This is a genomic window from Mycobacterium sp. 94-17 (genome assembly GCF_035617725.1).
Lineage (GTDB): Bacteria > Actinomycetota > Actinomycetes > Mycobacteriales > Mycobacteriaceae > Mycobacterium.
Genome location: NZ_JAPIYN010000003.1, coordinates 1 through 17,726, shown reverse-complemented (window position 1 = coordinate 17,726; position 17,726 = coordinate 1). Strand labels below are relative to the sequence as shown.

Genomic DNA, 17,726 nt, shown 5'->3' with positions numbered 1-17,726 from the left:
TCTATTGCGTCCGTTGGGGTTTCGGTAATTCACCTTCATCTGGCTGACTGCCTTACCCCCCTTTCCCCGGTTCGGTTGGGCCCGTTTCGTTGTCGGCTTCTGATTCCCAGGTGCCGGGCATCATCGGCATGCGTGGGCCGCCGCCGAAATCGTCGTCGGCCAGCTTGGTCAGCCCGGCCACCCGAAAACCCTCCTGCCGCTGCGTGGTTCCGGTGAACCCCAGCGCCCCGGCGCCCTGGGCGGACGCCACCGCCGCGGCCTCTTCCTCGTCGCCGAAATCCGGTGGGACACCGATATCGGCGTCCATGTCCGCGTACTCGTCGGCGTGGTCGTGCAGCGCGGCCCGCCGCCGGCGCCGCGCCCGCGACTCGGCCCGGCTCGCCGCCGCCGCACCGGCCGCCGGGATGGTCGCCGCCGGGGCCTTCACCCCGCCGCGGCCGCCCACCGTGGGTCCGACCCCGGGGCCGGGGTCACCGCCCATGGCCACCAGGTAAGCGAAGTTGCTCGCCGCCGCGGCGGGGGCCGGTGCGGCGGGCGCGCCGGGGGCCGCGGAGGCAGCCGTAGCGGCCGGCGCCCCGGCGGGCGCCGGCGTCGTCGGGGTGAGCGCGACCGCCGGCAGCATGGGTGGCTTGTTCGAGGTCAGCACGGGCGCCGGCGCGACGACGGCGGGGGCGGCCTCGTCCGGCGCGACGTCGGCGGGCGTGGCGAGCAGGGAACCGATCCCGATGCCCAGCAGCAGCGGGAGCCAGATGGGTGCGCTGAGCAGCAGGCTCCAGGTCGTCCAGCCGACCGGAATGAAAAACGCCTCGTAGGCGATGAAGAACAGCAGCGGTCCGTAGGCCACCAGCAACGCCGGCAGGGCCGCCCAGAAACCCTGCAGCAGCTTCAAGATGTTCTGGAAGAAGTCCGACAGCTGCTGGAAGATGTTCGAGACCGGATCGACCGGGCTTGCCAGCGCGTTGACCGTGAGGTTGCTCGCCTCACCACCGGGATTCACGATGGACGGCGCCGCCGTGGTGCGCGGCGTCGCGGTCATGGCCGAGCTCGACATCGCCTGGTAGGTGCCCATGGTGGTGGCCGCCTGAACCCACATCCGCGCATAGTCGGCCTCGTTGACCGCGATCGGAATCGTATTGATACCAAAGAAATTCGTCGCCAGCAGCACCCCGTGCACGGTGTGGTTGGTGGCCAGTTCCGCGAGCGTCGGCATCGCCACCAGCGCGGCGGTGTACGCCGCCGCCGCAACCTCCTGCTGTGCGGCCGCACCCGCGCTGTCGGCACTGGCCTGCTGCAGCCACGCCAGGTACGGCAGGTGGGCCGCCACATACTGCGCGGCGCTCGGCCCTTCCCAGGCCCCGGCCTGGGCCTCCCCCAGCAACCCACTGAGTTCGGCTGCCGCCGAGGCGTATTGGGCGCTCAGCGAGGTCCATGCGTCGGCGGCCGCCAACAGCGACCCCGGACCTGGACCGGCGCTGAGCAACGCCGAATGCACCTCCGGTGGCGAAGCCATCCAGATAGGGGCTAGCGGGAAGGTCACGGTCAGGCGCCCGCGATCCCGAACGTCGCAGCGGCCGCCGTGTCGCCGGCGAGGTAGCTCACGCCCGCCTCCCCGACGCCGACGCCGGCCCGGCCCAGCTCCTCGACGCCCTGGGCCGCCACGGCGGCATGTTCCTGGCCCGCGGCGCTGAATCCGACGGCCGTCTGCAGCGATACCGGATCGGCCGCCGGCGGCACCACCGCGGTAATCGCCGGAGCCGCCGCCGCGTGAGCGGCCGCCAGCCGTGCCGTCAGAGCCTCCACGGCGGCGCTGGTCGCCGCCAGACCTTCGGGAACCACTCGCAAGGTCATGATTGCTCCTCTCCTAATCCTTCTCTTTCGACTTGCATCAACATCAGTGGGCGAACCCCTCGTCGGCGCCCCCCGTTACGGACTGCCCGACCAACGGGTTGACCAACTGCACGTATGTTCCAGCGTCGCTGTCGCCCAACAGGATCGCCCGCCCGGCCGGCAACCGGCCGAACCGCTGACCGCGTATCTTGCCGCTGTCCTGCGGGTTGCCCGCCAGCATGAGCGTGGTGGCCTGCAGGTCGTTGAACCGGCGCAGCAAGGGGTTGGTCATCAAGGCGTGCCCCGAACCGGTGGCCCGTGCGGTGACGATCACCCGCAGGCCCAGATCGGCCGCCTGCGAAAGCAATCCGATCAGCGCGGTCCATGGCCGCTGCCCGACGTAGGGGCCGCTCATCGCCGGCGAGTCCGGTATCTGGTCGACGTCGTCGATGATCAGATAGTGGGTGTGGCCGACGTAGCGCCAGTGCGCCAGCTCGCTCGGTGGCAGGCCGGCCGGTGGCCGCCGCGCTTCGATGAGGTTGGCCAGGCCCAGCATCGCCGGGATGATCCGATCGATGTTGGCGGTGTACTCGTTGTCCGGGAACAGCGGTTCGTCGACCAGGTGCAGCCGCCGATCCAGCACCGTGAAGGCCACCTGGTCGGGCGTGGAGTGCTCGCGCACCGTGCGAATGAGGTGGCGCAGCAGCGTGGTCTTTCCGGACTTGCTGTCACCGAACACCATCAGCAAGGGATGCTCGGCGAAGTTGAGGACCACCGGCGCCAGATCTTCCTCGCGCTGGCCGATGACCACCTGCTCGGGCCCGCGGTACAACGACCCGACCGACTCCGGCGCGAGGTTGGTCGGCAGCAGCCGCACCGGCGGCGCGGTCAGACCCGGGTAGCGCTCGTTGAGGGCGGCCACCGGGTTCGCCTCCGCGTCCAGCGCGGGGCTGGCGAACAGGAAATGCTCTGCGGCCATGGTCAATCCGCGGCCGGGCTGATCGTGCGGCACAGCTTCGGCGGGCCGGCGCAGGGCGCCGACCACCCGCACGTTGCTGTCCCGGGCGTCATGCAGCTTGAGCTCGAGTCGCAAGCCGAGGCCGTCGCGCATGGCCAGCGGCACCTCCAGCCAGCTGGGGGTGGTGATGACGACGTGGATGCCATACGCGAGGCCGATGTTGACCAGCTCGCTGACCCTGGCCAGCAACGGGTTTCGGGTGTTGAACTGGTCCGTGTTGTCCCGGCCGAACGCGTAGAGGTTGTCGATGACCAGGAACACCTCGCCGAATCCGTCATCGGGAGCCGTACCGTGCTTGTCCCGGAACGCCTCTCGCCGCTGCCGCGACAGCAGCAGCTGTTCGAGTTCGCCGAAGGTGCGCCGAATACGTTCGGGCTCAAGCGGTGAGGCCACGCTGCCGACGTGTGCCAGGTCCTCGAGTGCCCGCAGTTTCCCGCCGCCGTAGTCCAGGCAGTAGAAGGTGACCTCGCGCGGCGAGTGCAGGTTGGCCGCGGACAGGATGAACGTCTGCAGCGCGGTCGACTTGCCCGACTTGGGACCGCCGTGGATGACCATGTTCCCCGCCGACGATGCGGCGTCGAACACCAGCGGGTCGCGCCGCATCTCGAACGGCTTGTCGATCTCGCCGAGCGGCCAGCGCCACTGCCGGGGCGGCACGCCGGCGCGGGCCAGCATGGCGGGCAACGGGATCGGCTCGTCCAGCGGCGGCAGCCACAGCTGCGGCGCCCGCGGGCCGTAGCGGACCAGCTGCTCGCCGATGGTGGCGATCAGCTTGCGCGGCGGCCCGGTCAATTCGTCTTCCTCCGCAGCGGTGATCACCGTGTCCTGATCCGGTTCGACGCGTCCGGCCGTGAACAGCTTCGGTTCCGGAATAGAGGGCACCACAAAGGATTTGGCCTTCACCGGCGGCTCGTAGATGCCGTCGACATAGGTGCTGCGGAACTTGATCGGCGTTGCGCCCGGGGCGGGCACCAGGAAGCCCACGCCCTTGTACTCCTTGCCGGATTCGATGTGGTAGGCGTCCTCCACACCGATGATCTGGCGGGACACGCTGGGGCTGGCCACCTTCAGGCCGATGCGATAGGAGGTGTTCTTGTCGATGTCCTTGATCTTGCCGACGTCCAGCGTTTGCGAGGCGAACAAGATGTGGATGCGGAACGAGCGTCCTTTGCGCGCAACGTAATCGAACAGTTCCGCGTATTCCGGGTGGTCGGCCAGCATCAGGGTGAACTCGTCGGCGACCACGAACAGCGTCGGGATCGGCGGCAGGTCGGCGGTACCCGGGGCACCGGACTGGCAGGCGGCCTCATATTCCACCACGGAGTTGAACGCGCTGCCCTGCACCCGTCGGCCCGCTTCTCGCAGCAACGTCTCCCGGCGGGCCACCTCGCCGCGCAGCGTGTCGGCGAAACGGTCGGCCAGCGACTTCTTCTCGGCCATGTTGGAGATGACGGCGACGACCTGCGGGAAGTTGCGGAAGCTGTCGGCGCCGGCCTCACCCTTGAAGTCGGCGTAGATGACGATCAACCGATCCGCCGAATGAGTGGTCAACAGCGACAACAGGATCGACATCAGGGTCTGTGACTTACCCGAACCCGTCATACCGATCATCAGACCGTGCGGCCCCATGCCGCCCTCGGCTTCGTCCTTCAGGTCGAACATCAGCGGCTCACCGGTCGCGGTGACCCCGATCGGAATGCGCAACTCGTCCTCGCGGCGGCGCGGCGCCCACAGCGCCGGCACGTCCAGTTGAGAGGCATCCGGGATGCCCAGCATCGTGGTGAAGGTGGCACCACGGGTCGCCGCCGAGCGCAGCCCGGCGTGGGTGGGGTTGGAGTCCCAGCGCGACAACTGGCGCGCCAGGTGCGCCGCCTCGTCGGCGCCCAATGCGTCGGCCTCGTCGATGTAGGGCTGCCAGCCACCGGTCTGCCAGCGCTCCAGGGCGCCGTGCGCGACGCGCAGGATCGGCTTTTCCGGATCCGAATACTGCTCACGGTGCGGCGCCGCGGCACCACGGTGCACGACCGTCACACCCGCCCGGCCCAACGACAGCGTCGATGCGGTCAGGTCGTAGTCGGGGTCGTCGACGACGATCAGCAGGTGACGGAGCGCATCGGCGGACTCACCGGTGAACGCCGGACGGTCGAGGAGGGCCGGGCCCAGGCTCGCGACCAGGTCGTCGGCGTTGGTGGACATGAAGCGGGCCGGCCCCACGCCGTCGAGCTCACCGGGAATGTCGATGTGCGGCAACCACTTCAGCCAGGCCCAGTCCGGGCTCTCCACGTTCGGGGCGACCAGCGCGACCCCGAGCACGGTCGGGTCATGCCAGGTCACCGCCTGGGCGATCCAGGCGCGCAGCGCCGCCCGCGCCTCGTTTTCCTCGCCCAGCAAGGTGATCCGGGAGACCTTGGTCAGGTCGATTCCGGTGGGTACGTCACGGACAGTGCGATGGGTTTCGAGCAGGCTGCGTAATGCGCTGTGCGACACCGGCTCCAGATCGATCTCGTCCGCGGTGTCGTTGACCCGCAACGCGGTGGCCAGCGGCACGTGGTGACGCCCGGCCCGCAGCACCAGGAAGTCGGGATCGTGCGGGTCGCGCTCCCACTGGCGGCGCGATCCCGGCACGGTCGCCAGCGCGGCCGGCTCCGGGTGCGACCACTGGGCGGCGGCGCGCTGCGCGGCGGCCTGGGTGCGAATGTTGTCCCGCACCACCGACAGATACCGGAGGTAGTCCGCGCGTTCGGCGTCCACTTCCTCGGTGCGCATCTTGTTGTCGTTGCCGCGATACATCGCAGTCGCGGCGAGCAACAGCACGAACGGGAAGAACAGCGTCTGAGGGGAAATCAGCCGCATCCCGGTGGCGAACAGGGCCACGACCATGCCGACGATCAGGATCACCAACACATAGGGCATGGCCCGGCGCAGGAACGACGGCGGAATCACCCGCGGCAGCTCCGGCGGTGCCTCGATGGCGATGGTCCCCTTGCGGGTGACCGGCGGCGCCAGCCGGCGGCGCGCCTCGAAAATCAGTCGGCTCATCGAGAGGCTCCCTCGGCAGATGCCATACGGCCGGACCGCTGATCGGGCGTCAGCCCGTCATGTGCCAGGAGCGCGTCGGCGCGCGATAACGTCGGACCATCGGCGAACAGCGACAGCGCCGACCACGGGATGGGGACCGGCGACCCGGTAAGACCAAGGGCCTCAACTGTTTTGCCATGCCCGGTGGCCGAGCGCTCGCTCTCGTTGTCGATGCCATAGCGGACACCGGTGTCAGAGATCCAAAACAACGACCCGGTGCCCGGTGAGTCCGGCCCGCCGCCGACGGTCTGGGTGAAGTAGCCGGTGCCCGGCGCCAGGGCGACGCGGGTGGCGGTCGTCGCGGCGCCGCCGCCCACCAGGTCCACGGTGTGGATCGATTCGGCGATCGGCAGCGCGGAGCCCGACATCAGGTTCAGCGAGCTGGTCGCGGCTCCCGCCGGTTTGCTCCAATAGGCGCACGTGACAGGGGATTTGGCCGTGTCGACCAGGCTGACCTGTTGATCCGGATACCGCCCGGTGTCCAGCATCTTCGACACAGGCAACTTGGCCACCGCGTCGGCGCCCAGCCGCGGCGGTTGTTCCAGCCCATAGGAATTGGTGTTGCGCAGGATCGCGGCAAGCACCGGCGAGATCTGCTGCAGGCCGTCGGGCATGACGGCGTAGTAGCGCGGCGCGCCCGCGGAACTCTGATCCAAGGCGTAAGCGGCCACCACCGCGCCGATCGGCGCCGGCACGCTGAACGGCGCGGGGGCGCCGGCGTTGGGGATGCCGGGAGCCGTCAGCGACGGCCCCTCGGGTATCGCGTTGAACAGTCCCAGCGCGATCGGTCGGGGCGCGGGCACCTCGGAGTTGTTCTGGCCTAAGCCAAGTGCGTTCGTGATCGCGTGGTCGGTCAGGTTGATCTGTGAACGCCTGCCTTCCCACAACAGCCAGGTGCTGCCGTCCCTGTCGACGAGGACCGCCTCCCGCGGCGCGAGCGTCACCGCGCGCGCACCGCTGCTGTCCGGCCGGCCCGCGATCACCGTCACACCGGTGCTGTGCGCGGCATGCCCACCCTGGGCCGGCTCGCTGATCGAGTCGCACACCGTCCAATTCGCGTCGTGCGACGGGTTTTGCACCATGCGTTCGGGCGCACCCGGGATGCCGATCAGGTTGCCGCGCGGAAACCGGTCCAGCTCACTGCTTTTCACCATGGTCGGATCGACCGAGTGACCGGTGATCAGCCGGGCGGAGGTCAAATTGAGCACCGGATGCAGGTCGTCGCCGACACGAACGTACAGCGCGGCGGTCGACCGGTCGGCCAGTATCGCGTTGCTACCCACGGTGCCGTTGGGCCGGATCAGGGAGAACACGAAGCAACCCGCCAGTCCGGTGATCAGCAGGACCGCCCCCATGGCCACGGCGCGCGACTGCGTGCGCAGCGGGTCGACCAGCATCCTGGTGTCGTGCAGGGCGATACCGGAGGCGATGCGGCGCATCACGAAACGCCAGCCGGTGACCTGGTGGCGGGTTACGAAGCCGCGGCGGTACTCGACTTTGTCGGGGTTGTCGTTGACCGGCGTGCGAGAGGCGAACGAACGGCGTTCGTCGGAGTCGTTATTGGAGGTCATGCGGGCACCGACAGGCCCAGGCCGCGCAGCAGCGGCTCCACCGACCGGGCGACGTCGTCGTCCGTGATCGTCATCAGCTCCTCGTCACTGAATTCGCCGGTTCCGGCGTGTTCCGAATGGTCGAGCCGGAATTCCCGTTCCTCTTCGGAGCGTTCGACAATGTTCCGGACGAATCGACCGTTACCGGCGATGTCGAGGTTGCGTCGCGAGATTCCGTTGGCATCCGGAGTCGACTCGATTGCCAGCTTGGTGAACAACGCCTCCATGTGTTCGAGCGCGGCCGGCTCGAAGATGCTGTCGCGCTGTTCGGCCATCGTGTTGGCGATCTCGACCAGCTCCGACGGTGCATAGGAAGGAAAGTCGATGTTGCGGGTGAACCGGGAACGCAAGCCCTCGTTGGTATCCAGGAACTTGTCCAGATCGGCACGGTATCCGGCGATGATGACCACCAGGCGGTCGCGGTCGTTCTCCATCCGCGCCAGCAGCGTGTCGATGGCCACCAGGCCGAAGTCGTTCTTGGCCCCGGTGGCAACCAGCGCGTAGGCCTCGTCGAGGAACAGCACGCCGTCGAGCGCGCTGTCGATGATCGCGTTGGTCTTGGCCTCGGTCTCGCCGATGTGCTGGCCGATGAGGTCGGCGCGATGCACCTCGCGAATGTTCTCGCGCTTCAAAAGCCCTAGGCCGCAATAGATCTTGGCGACCACGCGGGCGATGGTGGTCTTACCGGTTCCGGGCGGCCCGGCGAAAACCAGGTGGTGGGCGCGCTGCGCGACCGCGAGGCCCCGTTGCTTGCGCACCAGTTCCATGGCCACCGAACTCTTCAGTCGCGACACCTGGTTCTTGACCTCGTCGAGGCCGATGAACTCGGCGAGCTGGCGCTCGGCCTCCTGCAGCAGAACAGCTTTGCGTTCGTGCGCCGCCGGGTCGACGAAATCCTCAGCGTTGGGCTCGGTTTCACGATCCCAGGGATCGGTGCGGGCTTCGATGCGGGCCGCCGTGGTTGTCACGATGCCGAAACTGGTGTCGGTCAAGGCCTGTTCGACTTGCTCGTTCTCGGGATGGGCGGCGTACAGGTCCTGCAGCACCTCGCTGGCCGCGTCCTCGTCCACGTGGGCGCGCAGCACCAGCGCCTTGGCCAGCGCGCCGTCCACGGCGGCCACCACGACGGGGCCGTCGGGCTCCTCCAGATACGACAGCGACGGGGCGAACATGCCCAGCCGGGCCAGCGCGGTGCCCAGGGCGATCTTGGCGGCGTGCGAAAACGCCTCGTCGAGATCCGGGTCGTTGACGATCGGGGTCAGGAGCTTGACCACGTCCGACCACCGCTCGGCGCGGTAGTTGATGACGACCGACACCCAGCGGGCCTCGCGCCAGTTCGGGCGGGCGGCGGTCAAATCGGCGACGATCTGGTGGGCGTCAGCAAATCGTCCGGACATTGCCAGGGCGGCCGCGTAGGCGAGCTGGAACTCGTCGGGCGTCGCGGCGCGGAACTGCAAATACAGCCCGGTGTCGTAGCGGAAGCCCAGCGAACCCGGCGCGAGGTCGACGTGGCGCTGCAGTGTGCCCGCGGTCGCGACGGTGCGCGAGATCGCCTCGAGCACCCGCAGGGATACCTCGCCGGCGGCCGCCAAGCCCGTCCACGCATCGCACTGGTCGTGGGCGACGCGGGTCAGTGCGGTGAAGCCGTTGCGCGCGGCGGCCAGATCGGCGGGACGCTGGCGTTGGTAGACGACGATGCCCAGCGCCCGGCAGCACGTGGCAAACCGGCTGACGACGTCTTCGTCGACCCGCGAATTGACGGGCTGAGCTGTGAGCATGCCGGTGTCACCGAGTTCCACGGCCACGATTTTTCATAGATGTAGTCTCCCCTAACCTGACCCGCCTGAAGTTAGCATTGCATAAGCTAACTGTCGAGGTGTTCGAGCCCGTCCGCCACACCGCTGTACTGTCCTTCTTTTACCGCTATTGAGGATATTTCCGCGAGGAAATCTCCGCATTTTCGGCAAACTCACAGCCGCACGTTGGGCCGTCTCACAGCAACGTCTTACCCTAATGAAAATCATTTTCATTATCAACTCGCTCCGCGTCGCTGGAGGCCTCACGACCGCGCGGATCCGGGACGACACCGTACGCACCGGCGCGGTCATAACACTCCTCGACGATCGGGTGAGTTCGGCGACCGCCCGACAGCTGGCCGTCGGAGCGATCGCGCAGCCAGTAGTCGGGTGGCGGGCGGCAAAAGTTCCCCCGCTAATCGCTGTCCCAACTGCCCGGCAACATCGGCACCGACGGGCCGTTGCCGAATTCGTCACCGCGCAGCGTGGTCAGTCCGGCGGCCTCGGCACCCCGAGCGGGTGCGACTCCGGCAAAGCCCAGCGGCCCCGCGCCGTGCTCCGATGCCACCGTCGAACCCGGATCGGGCACCGGTTCCAGGTCCATGAACTCGTAGCCGCGGTAGTGGTCGTCCATCGTCGCGCGACGGCGCCGCCGCGCCCGTCGCCTCGTGGCCGCCGATGCCGCGGCAGCAGCGGCCGTCGCGGCCGCGTCGGGCTCCGGCGCCTTGCGCTGCGCCCCGCTGCCCATGCCGGAGCCGGTACCGATGCCCGGGCCCCCGACCAGATAAGGGAAGGTGACGCCCTCAGCGCCGGTCGCGGGCGGCGGCGGTGGCGCCGCGGTCGCAGGTGCCGAGGCCGGGGCAGGCGCCGGAGCGGTAGCGGCGACGGACGACGGCGCCGGGGCGGCGGGCGCAGCCACGCCTGCGACCGCGGCGCTGACGACCGGCGTACCCGGCGCCAGCGGAAGCGGTGCGGGGACGGCGGCCGGTGCCGGGCTCGGGGCCACACCGGGCTGGATCCCGGCCAGCAGCGCCACGCCCGCTATGCCTCCCCCGAACCCCGCGGGCACGAGGAAAGGAAGGGCCGCAAGCTGCGGGAAGGCCTGCAGGGCCTCGCCCGCGTGCCCGATCTCGTCGGCGATGAGCAACGGAATGTCACGAAGCAGGTCCGCTATCGCCTGCGCCGGGTTCTGGGGGAATTCCGCGAGATCCCGCAGCAGGGTCTCGGGGACCTCGAGGAATCGGTTTACCCACCAGCTCAGGTCGTACGGGTTGCCGGAGTCGTCGTCGACGATGTCGTCATCGCCACCGTCGTCGCTGTCGTCGGCGGTCACGATGGCGGGTGCCGGATCGGTCTGCGGCGCCGACGCCACCGCCGTGCCGGCCACTGCCTGGTAGCTGGACATGGTGGTGGCCGCCTGGGTCCACATCCGCACGTAGTCGGCCTCGTTGAGCGCGATCGGAATCGTGTTGATGCCGAAGAAATTCGTCGCCACCAGCACTCCGTGCACGACGTGGTTGGCGGCGAGCTCGGGCAGGGTCGGCATCGCGGCCAACGCCGCGGTATAGGCGGTAGCCGCCGTCTCGTGCTGGGCGGCCATGGCCGCACCGATGGCACTGGCGCGCGCCAGCCACAACAGATAGGGCACGTGCGCGGAGACGTACCGCTCGGCGGTGGGGCCTTCCCACGCCCCGGCCTGCGCCGTCGCCAGGATTTGACTGAGCTCCTCGGCCACCGCGGCATAGGCCTCGCTCAACGACGTCCACGACGCGGCCGCGCTGAGCAGGCTCGCGGGCCCCGGACCGCTGGACAGCAACGTGGAGTGGACCTCCGGGGGAAAGGCCATCCACACCGGTGCGGTCACGCTCCCCCGTCCGCAGCCGTGGGTGACGACGCGGACCGAGCGGGAAAAACCCGGGACCTCATGCCAGAGACTCCTCGCCGGACCGTGTCAGCGACCGCCGGGCTGTGCGGCCGCGCAAGGGTGAGCCCGGCAGTAGTCGGACGGCGACGCGCAGAAGTTCCGTCGGCCGACGAAGTCAGGGAGAACTCATGGAAAACCGGCCGGGATCGGCGATCGCGGCCGGTTTACGACGGGGTCAGGCGCGAACGGCGCGCACCAATGTGTTGCGCGCGATCATCGGGCCGGACTCGGTCTGCGGCCCGGGCACCGGACGCCCGAGCTGCCGCAGGTAGTCGGCCAGCGGTGTGCCGACCGCATCCCAGCCGCGCTCACCGAACCACTCGGTGGCCGGCGCGTGCCGCTCGTTGTAGACCAGCTGAAAGAACACCCGCCCGTCGCCCCGCGCCGTGGCCGCGCGCTCTTCGGCCACCGCGGCGTCGAAGTCCTCGGGCTCGAGCGGGGTGCCGTCCTCGACGGCGACGTGGCTGCCGGGGCCGGCCAGGCCGTCGATGCCGGTGAACAGCTGCTCTTCGGCCGCCGCCGGGAGGTAGATCAACAAACCCTCGGCGATCCATGCCGACGGCCTGGCGGGATCAAAGCCGCTGTCACGCAGGGCTTGCGGCCAGTCTTCCCGTAGGTCGATGGCGATCTCGCGGCGCTCGGCACGCGGTCGGGCTCCGGCGCCGCTGAGCACCTCGCGCTTGAAGTCGAGTACCTGCGGCTGGTCGAGCTCGAAGATCGTCGTCGCGGCCGGCCAATCCAAGCGGTAAGCGCGCGAGTCCAGTCCCGCCGCCAAGACGACCACCTGCCGCGCGCCCGCGTCCGCCGCGCGCTCGAAGTATTCGTCGAAGTACCTGGTGCGCGCGCCCTGAAAGTTGACGAAGTGCTCGCCGAAGTCGGCCGTCTTCAACTGGTGGTCGGGATCCTTGCCGTCGAGAACGTCGGCCCAGGAACCGCCGACGGCGCGGCAGAAGACCTCCGCATAGGGGTCCACGGCCAACGGGTCGGGCTTTTGCGCCTCCAATGCCCTCGCTGCTGCCACGAACAACGCGGTCGAACCCACGCTTGTGGTGATGTCCCAGGTATCGCCTTCGCTACGCACCCCATCCACAGTACGCCGCCCGGCCGATACGCTTTTCCGTTGGCCCGCAACGACAATGGGAACGGGAGCGCAACTGTCGGGCGGATCCGCCGCCGATCACCGTGCCGTCCGGGGTCCTCGGGGCTCAGCTACTCACGTGCATCGCCTGGTCGGCTGCCGTAGCGGCGGCGGAACTTCTCCACCTGCCCGGCGCTGTCTACGATCCGTCGCCCGCCCGTCCAGAACGGGTGTGAATCCGACGTGACTTCGACGATGACGAGGGGGTAGGTCGAGACCCCCTGGGGCGTCTGCCATTCGACGGTGCGCGCACCGGTGAGCGTGGAGCGGGTCAAAAACATTGCCCCGGTGTTGGCGTCCCGGAAGACGACGGGGTGGTAATCGGGATGGATGCCAGGCTTCATCAGCGTTCTGAATCCTGCCTGTATCGGGCGTTTTCAGTGGCTTGCGCGAGGTCTTCGCACGGTTCTTCGTGCCAATCGCCGAACGGGTCGTCGTAGTGGATCCACTCGCGCGGCGACATGAATTCTTCGTCGGTGAGCAGGGCGCCGTGCAGGGCGTCAAGAATCTCGGTGGGCTCGGCGCCGCATACCAGGATGACCATCGCGGTGTGCCGGTCGCCGTAGAGGTCGTCCCAGCCCAGCTCAGCGAACGCGCGTCGCTCCGCGTCGATGCCCTCGAGCTCCGGGCCGCCCAGTGCGGCCAGCCACGTGCCGGCCGAACTGACCCGCAGGCCGCCGCCGGCCGATTCCAACCACATCGCCTGTTCGGGTTGGCTCGCCAGCCAGACGCGTCCCCGGGTCCTGATCACGCCGTCGAGCAGCAGATCCAGGCATGAATGCAGGCGTTGCGGATGGAAGGGGCGTCGGGCGCCGAATTCCACCAGGCCGATCGGGCCCCGGGACTGCAACGGGGGCTGCCCGGCCAGCAACGGACCATGCGGGTCGTCGCTGCGACCGCGGCGCGCGTCGCGATAGAGAGTGTCGAGCGCATCCTCGACGTCCTGCGCACCCACCCGGATACGGGCGCGCGGACACAGCCGGCGCAGCACGGCGGCCACGAACGGATCGACGCGATTAAGCACGGCCACATCGGCGAATTCGGCCTGCCCGACCACCACCTGAGCCTCGGTGCGACCGTCGTCGAGTTCAGCCTCACCCAGGGCCTGGTTCAGCCACGTCCGCGAATCGACCACGGTCACCACCGCTGCAATCGACACGTCCAGGGCCGCGGGCCCATCGACGTAGCCCGGCGCCACACGCACGCGAACGTGGTTGATGGCAAAGCAAATCGGTTCGGGTTCCAGCCAGGGCGCCAGGTGGACCACGATCCGGTCGACATCGTCGCGACGATGCAACTGACGCAACAGGATCAACAGGTCGTTACGGATGGTGCACGACACGCAGCCGTGCGCGAGCTCGAGTCCGCTCTCGGTACTCGTCAAGACGCCATCGCGGAGCGTGACCGTCGTTCGGCACACCACGTGGCCGTCGGAGCGGTGCTCGACGACCACCGTTCCCGGCGTGCGCAGCAGCGTACCTACGACCGCGTCGGTGTCCTGCTGGCCGGCGACCAGGATGACCGGTGTCCGCATCGCCCTCCTTATTGATAATCATTTTCATCTTGACGTTGGTTACGGTACCGTGCCGGACAGGACTTGTCGAAAATGATTTTCAATAAGCTTGATGGAGGTGCGCGTGTCCGCCCACTGCCAAGTGACCGGCCGGCGACCGGGTTTCGGTAACGCGGTCTCGCATTCGCATCGCCGAACGTCTCGGCGCTTCAACCCCAACATCCAGCTCAAGACGTACTACCTGCCCAAGGAGGGCCGACGGATCCGACTGCGGGTCAGCGCCAAGGGCATCAAGGTCATCGACCGCGACGGCATCGAGGCCGTGGTGGCGCGGTTGCGGCGTGAAGGGCAGCGAATCTGATGGCACGCAACGATATTCGCCCAGTCGTCAAGCTGCGGTCCACGGCGGGCACCGGCTACACCTACATCACCCGCAAGAACCGACGCAACGACCCCGACCGGCTGGTGCTGCGAAAGTACGACCCCGTCGTCCGCCGCCACGTCGAGTTCCGCGAGGACCGCTGACATGGCCAAGAAATCCAAGGTCGTCAAGAACGACCGCCGCCGCGCGATCGTGGCGCGCTACGCCGAACGCCGCGCCGAACTCAAAGGCATCATCCGCTCACCGGCGAGCACCGCCGAGCAGCGCGCGGCTGCCCAGCACGAGTTGGCACGGCAGCCCCGCGATGCCAGCGCGGTGCGAGTGCGCAATCGTGACGCCGTCGACGGGCGTCCACGCGGCCACCTACGCAAGTTCGGGTTGTCCAGGGTGCGGGTTCGCGAACTGGCGCACGCCGGACAGCTGCCCGGCGTACGGAAGGCGAGCTGGTGATGGCCGGGAAAGCCGCGCGCACCCGCCGGCCCGCGCTACCGCCCGGCCGGTCACCGAAAAGGAACCTGCTGCACGGCCTGGGGCTGGACACGGTGGACTATAAGGACACCGCGACGCTGCGGGTGTTCATCTCCTAACGCGGCAAGATCCGGTCCCGCCAAGTCACCGGCCTGTCCGTCCGCCAGCAACGGCAGGTCGCGACGGCCATCAAGAACGCCCGCGAGATGGCGCTGCTGCCCTATCCCGGGCGGCACACGGGCCGATGACACACCGGCGCGGCACCGACCGCCCCTTCACCGTAATCGTCTGCGCCGCATGCGCGGTCGACGATGAGCTGTCGATGATCGACCAACTGCGCCCCACCATCCGGCGCTGTCCGCACGCCGCGCTGGTGTCGGCCGCGTGCATGCTGGGACCGCTCACCTGTGCGTCCCGGCCGACCGGCGGAGGCGTCATGGCCGTCGTGCAGCCCTGCACCAACGACCGAGCGCCCTGCGGCCCGGCGCATTGGGTGGGCCCCATCGCCGACTGCGATGCGGCCGCCGAATTGCGCGACTGGCTCGAGCTCGGCCAGTGGGAAAACACGCCCGCCCCAGGCCAACTCGGGCAGCACGAGCGTTGGACACGGCGCGCCGGCCGACGCAACTGAGCGGTCAGCGGGGGTAGGCGTAGGGGTTGGGCGGAACGTCGATGCGGGTGACCACCGTGGCCTGCAGTATCGGAATCGCCGGCGAATTCGGTTGCCGCGGTGCGGGTATCACCTGGCCCTGGACCCGGAGCCAGGTGTTGTCCGGCAGATTGGCCGCGGCCCCGGCGGCCGGGCCGCGCAGGTGAATGCGCGCCAGCTGAGCGTCGGCCGCGCAGCAGATGATGACGATGCGACCGAGGTCGACGCCCTGCGCCTCGTTGAGGACGAACCCTGTCACCGTGATCGTCCGGTTCGTCAGCGATCCGGTCGAGTCGTGCGCTTCGCGCATCAGTACCTCGGGCAGCGAGACGTCCGGAGCCGCCCCGGGGGGCAGCGGTGGAAATGCCGTGTTCAGAACGTCATTGGACACCGACGTCACGGAAGGGGCGGCGGCCGAGGGCCGCAGCGCCGGGGGCGCCACGAACATCAACACCAGCACCGCGACCACCAGCAACCAGACGATGCCGGTCCGATGGGAATGCTCGTGACCGTGGTCCTCGGCCGCGTCTGGGGCGTGGGGTCCGCCGCGACGAATGTCACCGACGATCGCCACCAGCGCAAGGCCGATGAGAACCGCCGCCGATACCGCCAGCCAGGGCAACAGCGAGGGTTTGACGTAACGAGTGAACACCCCGGACGCGGTGATCATGGCGATGCTGATGCCCACCAGCAGCAACACGGTGTTCTCGGCTTCGCGGCTCACTACCGGGCCCCCAGGACGAAAAAGCCGATCGCGCAGGCACTTGCGACGGCCACCAGGAAGGTGCAGGGCGCAAAGCGCGCGGCGAATGCCCGCCCGAACATGCCCGCCTGCATGGCGAACAGCTTGACGTCGACGGCCGGACCGACGACCAGGAACACCAGCCGGGGCAACAGCGGCACCATCGTCATGCTGGCGGCCACGAAGGCGTCCGCCTCCGAGCACAGCGCGAGCACCACCGCCAGGGTGGCCATCAGCGCCACCCCGAGGGCCAGGTCGGTCGCAAGATGCGTGAACGCCCGCTGCGGCACCACCACATGAAGCAATGCCGCCGCGGCTGCGCCGAGCACCAAATACGATGCGGCCTGCAAGAAGTCGTGCCGGGCCGCCTCGGCGAAGACCGTCCAGCGCGGTCCGGTCCGGGTTCCCGCGGCGGGCAGCCGGCGGGTGATCCACGCCGCGCGTCCCCACCGCGCCCACACCCAGCCCATGACGAGCGCGGTCAGCAGCGAGGCGCCCATGCGGGCGAAGACCATCCGGGGTGCGCCCGGGAACGCCACCGCCGTGGCCACCAGGACGACCGGGTTGATCGCCGGGGCGGCCAGCATGAACGTCAGCGCCGCGGCGCCGGTCGCCCCGCCTTCGCCGAACAACCGTCGCGCCAACGGAACCGACCCGCACTCGCATCCCGGTAGTGCGACGCCACCGACGCCGGCGGCCACCACCGCCAGCTGCGGCCGACGCGGCAACCAACGCGCCAACCGCTGCGGCGACACGAACACCGCGATCAGTCCGCTGACCACGACCCCGAGCACCAGGAACGGAATCGCCTGCACGAAAACCCCGCAGAACACGGTGCCCACCGTGGACAGCGCCGCGCTGCCCGACACCGCGTTGCGCAGGGTCGTCGCAGCCAGCGCGCAGGCCAGCAGCAGGGCCACCAGCACTTCCATCGACCCGACCCGCCACCCGCGCCCGGCCTTCAGCGTCTGCACCGCGTCATTATCTCAGCGCCCGCCGGGCCGCGGTCTCGGCGCGCGGCGGCGGCCCCGCGACTCAGTGCTCGGCGTCTCGGTCGTCGCTGTGCGGCGCCCGATCGCCGGTGCCGTCCGGGCCCCAGGTCGCCGGCATCATCGGCAACGTTGGGCGGCCACCGAATTCGTCGCCGGCCAGTGTGGTCAACCCGGCCGCGGCGGACACCGCGTCGCGGCGCGCGGTCCCGGCGAACCCCATGGTGCCGGCGCCCCGGTCCGACGCCAGCGAGGCGTCCCAGTCCGGGTCGACGCCGACGTTCATGTCCATGAACTCGTCGCCGTGCCCGCGCTGCGTCGCGCGCCGGCGCCGTCGCGCGCGGGCGGCTTCTCGCGCGGCGGCGGCCGCCGCCGCGGCCGCGCTGTCCGGTTCCGGCGCTTTCCTTTTCGCGCCGGCGCCGGCGCTCGCGCCCATGCCCAAGCCCGTTCCCAGGCCCGGGGGGCCGATGACGTAAGGCGGAAAGAATCCCGGCCCGGCGGCGGCCGGGGCCGGTGCCGGTGCCGGCGCGGCACCGGCCACGGTGGCCGGCGTCGCGGTGGGCGCGGGCGACGGGGCCGTGGCGGGCGCCGC

15 protein-coding genes and 2 pseudogenes are annotated in these 17,726 nt (G+C 69.4%); 5 read left to right on the top strand and 12 right to left on the bottom strand.

Going from position 1 to position 17,726, the window contains the following annotated elements:
• Positions 1-52 precede the first annotated feature (52 nt).
• The 9 genes from OQ789_RS04740 to mrf form a co-directional block, all read right to left on the bottom strand.
• Entirely contained in the window at positions 53-1,510 is a 1,458-nt protein-coding gene (locus OQ789_RS04740; protein WP_324683880.1) for a PPE family protein, read from the bottom strand.
• 29 nt (positions 1,511-1,539) lie between these two features.
• Entirely contained in the window at positions 1,540-1,848 is a 309-nt protein-coding gene (locus OQ789_RS04735) for a PE family protein (RefSeq protein ID WP_324683879.1), read from the bottom strand.
• Between the two features lie 43 nt (positions 1,849-1,891).
• On the bottom strand, positions 1,892-5,884 hold the full coding sequence (eccCa, locus tag OQ789_RS04730) for a type VII secretion protein EccCa (RefSeq protein WP_324683878.1): 3,993 nt from the start codon (positions 5,882-5,884) through the stop codon (positions 1,892-1,894).
• Entirely contained in the window at positions 5,881-7,494 is a 1,614-nt protein-coding gene (gene eccB / locus OQ789_RS04725) for a type VII secretion protein EccB (protein WP_324683877.1), read from the bottom strand. Before eccB ends, eccCa begins: the two co-directional genes overlap by 4 nt.
• Positions 7,491-9,332: a type VII secretion AAA-ATPase EccA gene (gene eccA / locus OQ789_RS04720; protein WP_420716041.1), complete on the bottom strand. Its 1,842-nt coding sequence runs from the start codon at positions 9,330-9,332 to the stop codon at positions 7,491-7,493. The genes eccB and eccA overlap by 4 nt, the downstream gene beginning before the upstream one ends.
• Positions 9,333-9,744: 412 nt before the next feature.
• Positions 9,745-11,193 carry a PPE family protein gene (locus OQ789_RS04715; RefSeq protein ID WP_324683876.1) on the bottom strand — a complete coding sequence of 483 codons (1,449 nt, stop codon included), beginning with the start codon at positions 11,191-11,193 and terminating at the stop codon, positions 9,745-9,747.
• A gap of 235 nt (positions 11,194-11,428) precedes the next feature.
• Entirely contained in the window at positions 11,429-12,334 is a 906-nt protein-coding gene (locus tag OQ789_RS04710; RefSeq protein ID WP_324683875.1) for a class I SAM-dependent methyltransferase, read from the bottom strand.
• Positions 12,335-12,462: 128 nt separating this feature from the next.
• Positions 12,463-12,735, bottom strand: coding sequence for a type B 50S ribosomal protein L31 (locus OQ789_RS04705; protein ID WP_324683874.1), 273 nt, complete (start codon positions 12,733-12,735; stop codon positions 12,463-12,465).
• Positions 12,735-13,925: a ribosome hibernation factor-recruiting GTPase MRF gene (gene mrf / locus OQ789_RS04700; protein ID WP_324683873.1), complete on the bottom strand. Its 1,191-nt coding sequence runs from the start codon at positions 13,923-13,925 to the stop codon at positions 12,735-12,737. The genes OQ789_RS04705 and mrf overlap by 1 nt, the downstream gene beginning before the upstream one ends.
• 103 nt (positions 13,926-14,028) lie before the next feature.
• On the opposite strand from mrf, the gene rpmB reads away from it, so the two are divergent.
• The 5 genes and pseudogenes from rpmB (at position 14,029) to OQ789_RS04675 (ending at position 15,385) form a co-directional block, all read left to right on the top strand.
• A complete protein-coding gene (rpmB, locus tag OQ789_RS04695) occupies positions 14,029-14,265 on the top strand; it encodes a 50S ribosomal protein L28 (RefSeq protein WP_324684219.1) in 237 nt (78 codons plus the stop codon).
• A complete protein-coding gene (gene rpmG, locus OQ789_RS04690; RefSeq protein WP_324683872.1) occupies positions 14,265-14,429 on the top strand; it encodes a 50S ribosomal protein L33 in 165 nt (54 codons plus the stop codon). The genes rpmB and rpmG overlap by 1 nt, the downstream gene beginning before the upstream one ends.
• A gap of 1 nt (position 14,430) precedes the next feature.
• Positions 14,431-14,736: a 30S ribosomal protein S14 gene (gene rpsN, locus OQ789_RS04685; protein ID WP_324683871.1), complete on the top strand. Its 306-nt coding sequence runs from the start codon at positions 14,431-14,433 to the stop codon at positions 14,734-14,736.
• Positions 14,736-15,002: pseudogene (rpsR, locus tag OQ789_RS04680) on the top strand (30S ribosomal protein S18). The gene rpsN and the pseudogene rpsR overlap by 1 nt, the downstream one beginning before the upstream one ends.
• Entirely contained in the window at positions 14,999-15,385 is a 387-nt protein-coding gene (locus OQ789_RS04675; RefSeq protein ID WP_324683870.1) for a hypothetical protein, read from the top strand. The pseudogene rpsR and the gene OQ789_RS04675 overlap by 4 nt, the downstream one beginning before the upstream one ends.
• 4 nt (positions 15,386-15,389) lie before the next feature.
• On the opposite strand, the gene OQ789_RS04670 is transcribed toward OQ789_RS04675, so the two are convergent.
• The 3 genes and pseudogenes from OQ789_RS04670 to OQ789_RS04660 all read right to left on the bottom strand — a co-directional run.
• Positions 15,390-16,127, bottom strand: a complete 738-nt coding sequence (locus OQ789_RS04670) for a TIGR03943 family putative permease subunit (RefSeq protein ID WP_324683869.1) — start codon at positions 16,125-16,127, stop codon at positions 15,390-15,392.
• Positions 16,127-17,119, bottom strand: coding sequence for a permease (locus OQ789_RS04665; RefSeq protein WP_324683868.1), 993 nt, complete (start codon positions 17,117-17,119; stop codon positions 16,127-16,129). Before OQ789_RS04665 ends, OQ789_RS04670 begins: the two co-directional genes overlap by 1 nt.
• Positions 17,120-17,180: 61 nt before the next feature.
• Positions 17,181-17,726: pseudogene (locus tag OQ789_RS04660) on the bottom strand (hypothetical protein); the annotation flags it as partial.

What these genes read in the sequence shown, in the direction of transcription:
- OQ789_RS04740 (WP_324683880.1), bottom strand. Translation starts at nt 1,510, where the DNA reads ATGGCTTCGCCACCGGAGGTGCATTCGGCGTTGCTCAGCGCCGGTCCA.
- OQ789_RS04735 (WP_324683879.1), bottom strand. Translation starts at nt 1,848, where the DNA reads ATGACCTTGCGAGTGGTTCCCGAAGGTCTGGCGGCGACCAGCGCCGCC.
- eccCa (WP_324683878.1), bottom strand. Translation starts at nt 5,884, where the DNA reads ATGAGCCGACTGATTTTCGAGGCGCGCCGCCGGCTGGCGCCGCCGGTC.
- eccB (WP_324683877.1), bottom strand. Translation starts at nt 7,494, where the DNA reads ATGACCTCCAATAACGACTCCGACGAACGCCGTTCGTTCGCCTCTCGC.
- OQ789_RS04705 (WP_324683874.1), bottom strand. Translation starts at nt 12,735, where the DNA reads ATGAAGCCTGGCATCCATCCCGATTACCACCCCGTCGTCTTCCGGGAC.
- mrf (WP_324683873.1), bottom strand. Translation starts at nt 13,925, where the DNA reads ATGCGGACACCGGTCATCCTGGTCGCCGGCCAGCAGGACACCGACGCG.
- rpmG (WP_324683872.1), top strand. Translation starts at nt 14,265, where the DNA reads ATGGCACGCAACGATATTCGCCCAGTCGTCAAGCTGCGGTCCACGGCG.
- rpsN (WP_324683871.1), top strand. Translation starts at nt 14,431, where the DNA reads ATGGCCAAGAAATCCAAGGTCGTCAAGAACGACCGCCGCCGCGCGATC.
- OQ789_RS04675 (WP_324683870.1), top strand. Translation starts at nt 14,999, where the DNA reads ATGACACACCGGCGCGGCACCGACCGCCCCTTCACCGTAATCGTCTGC.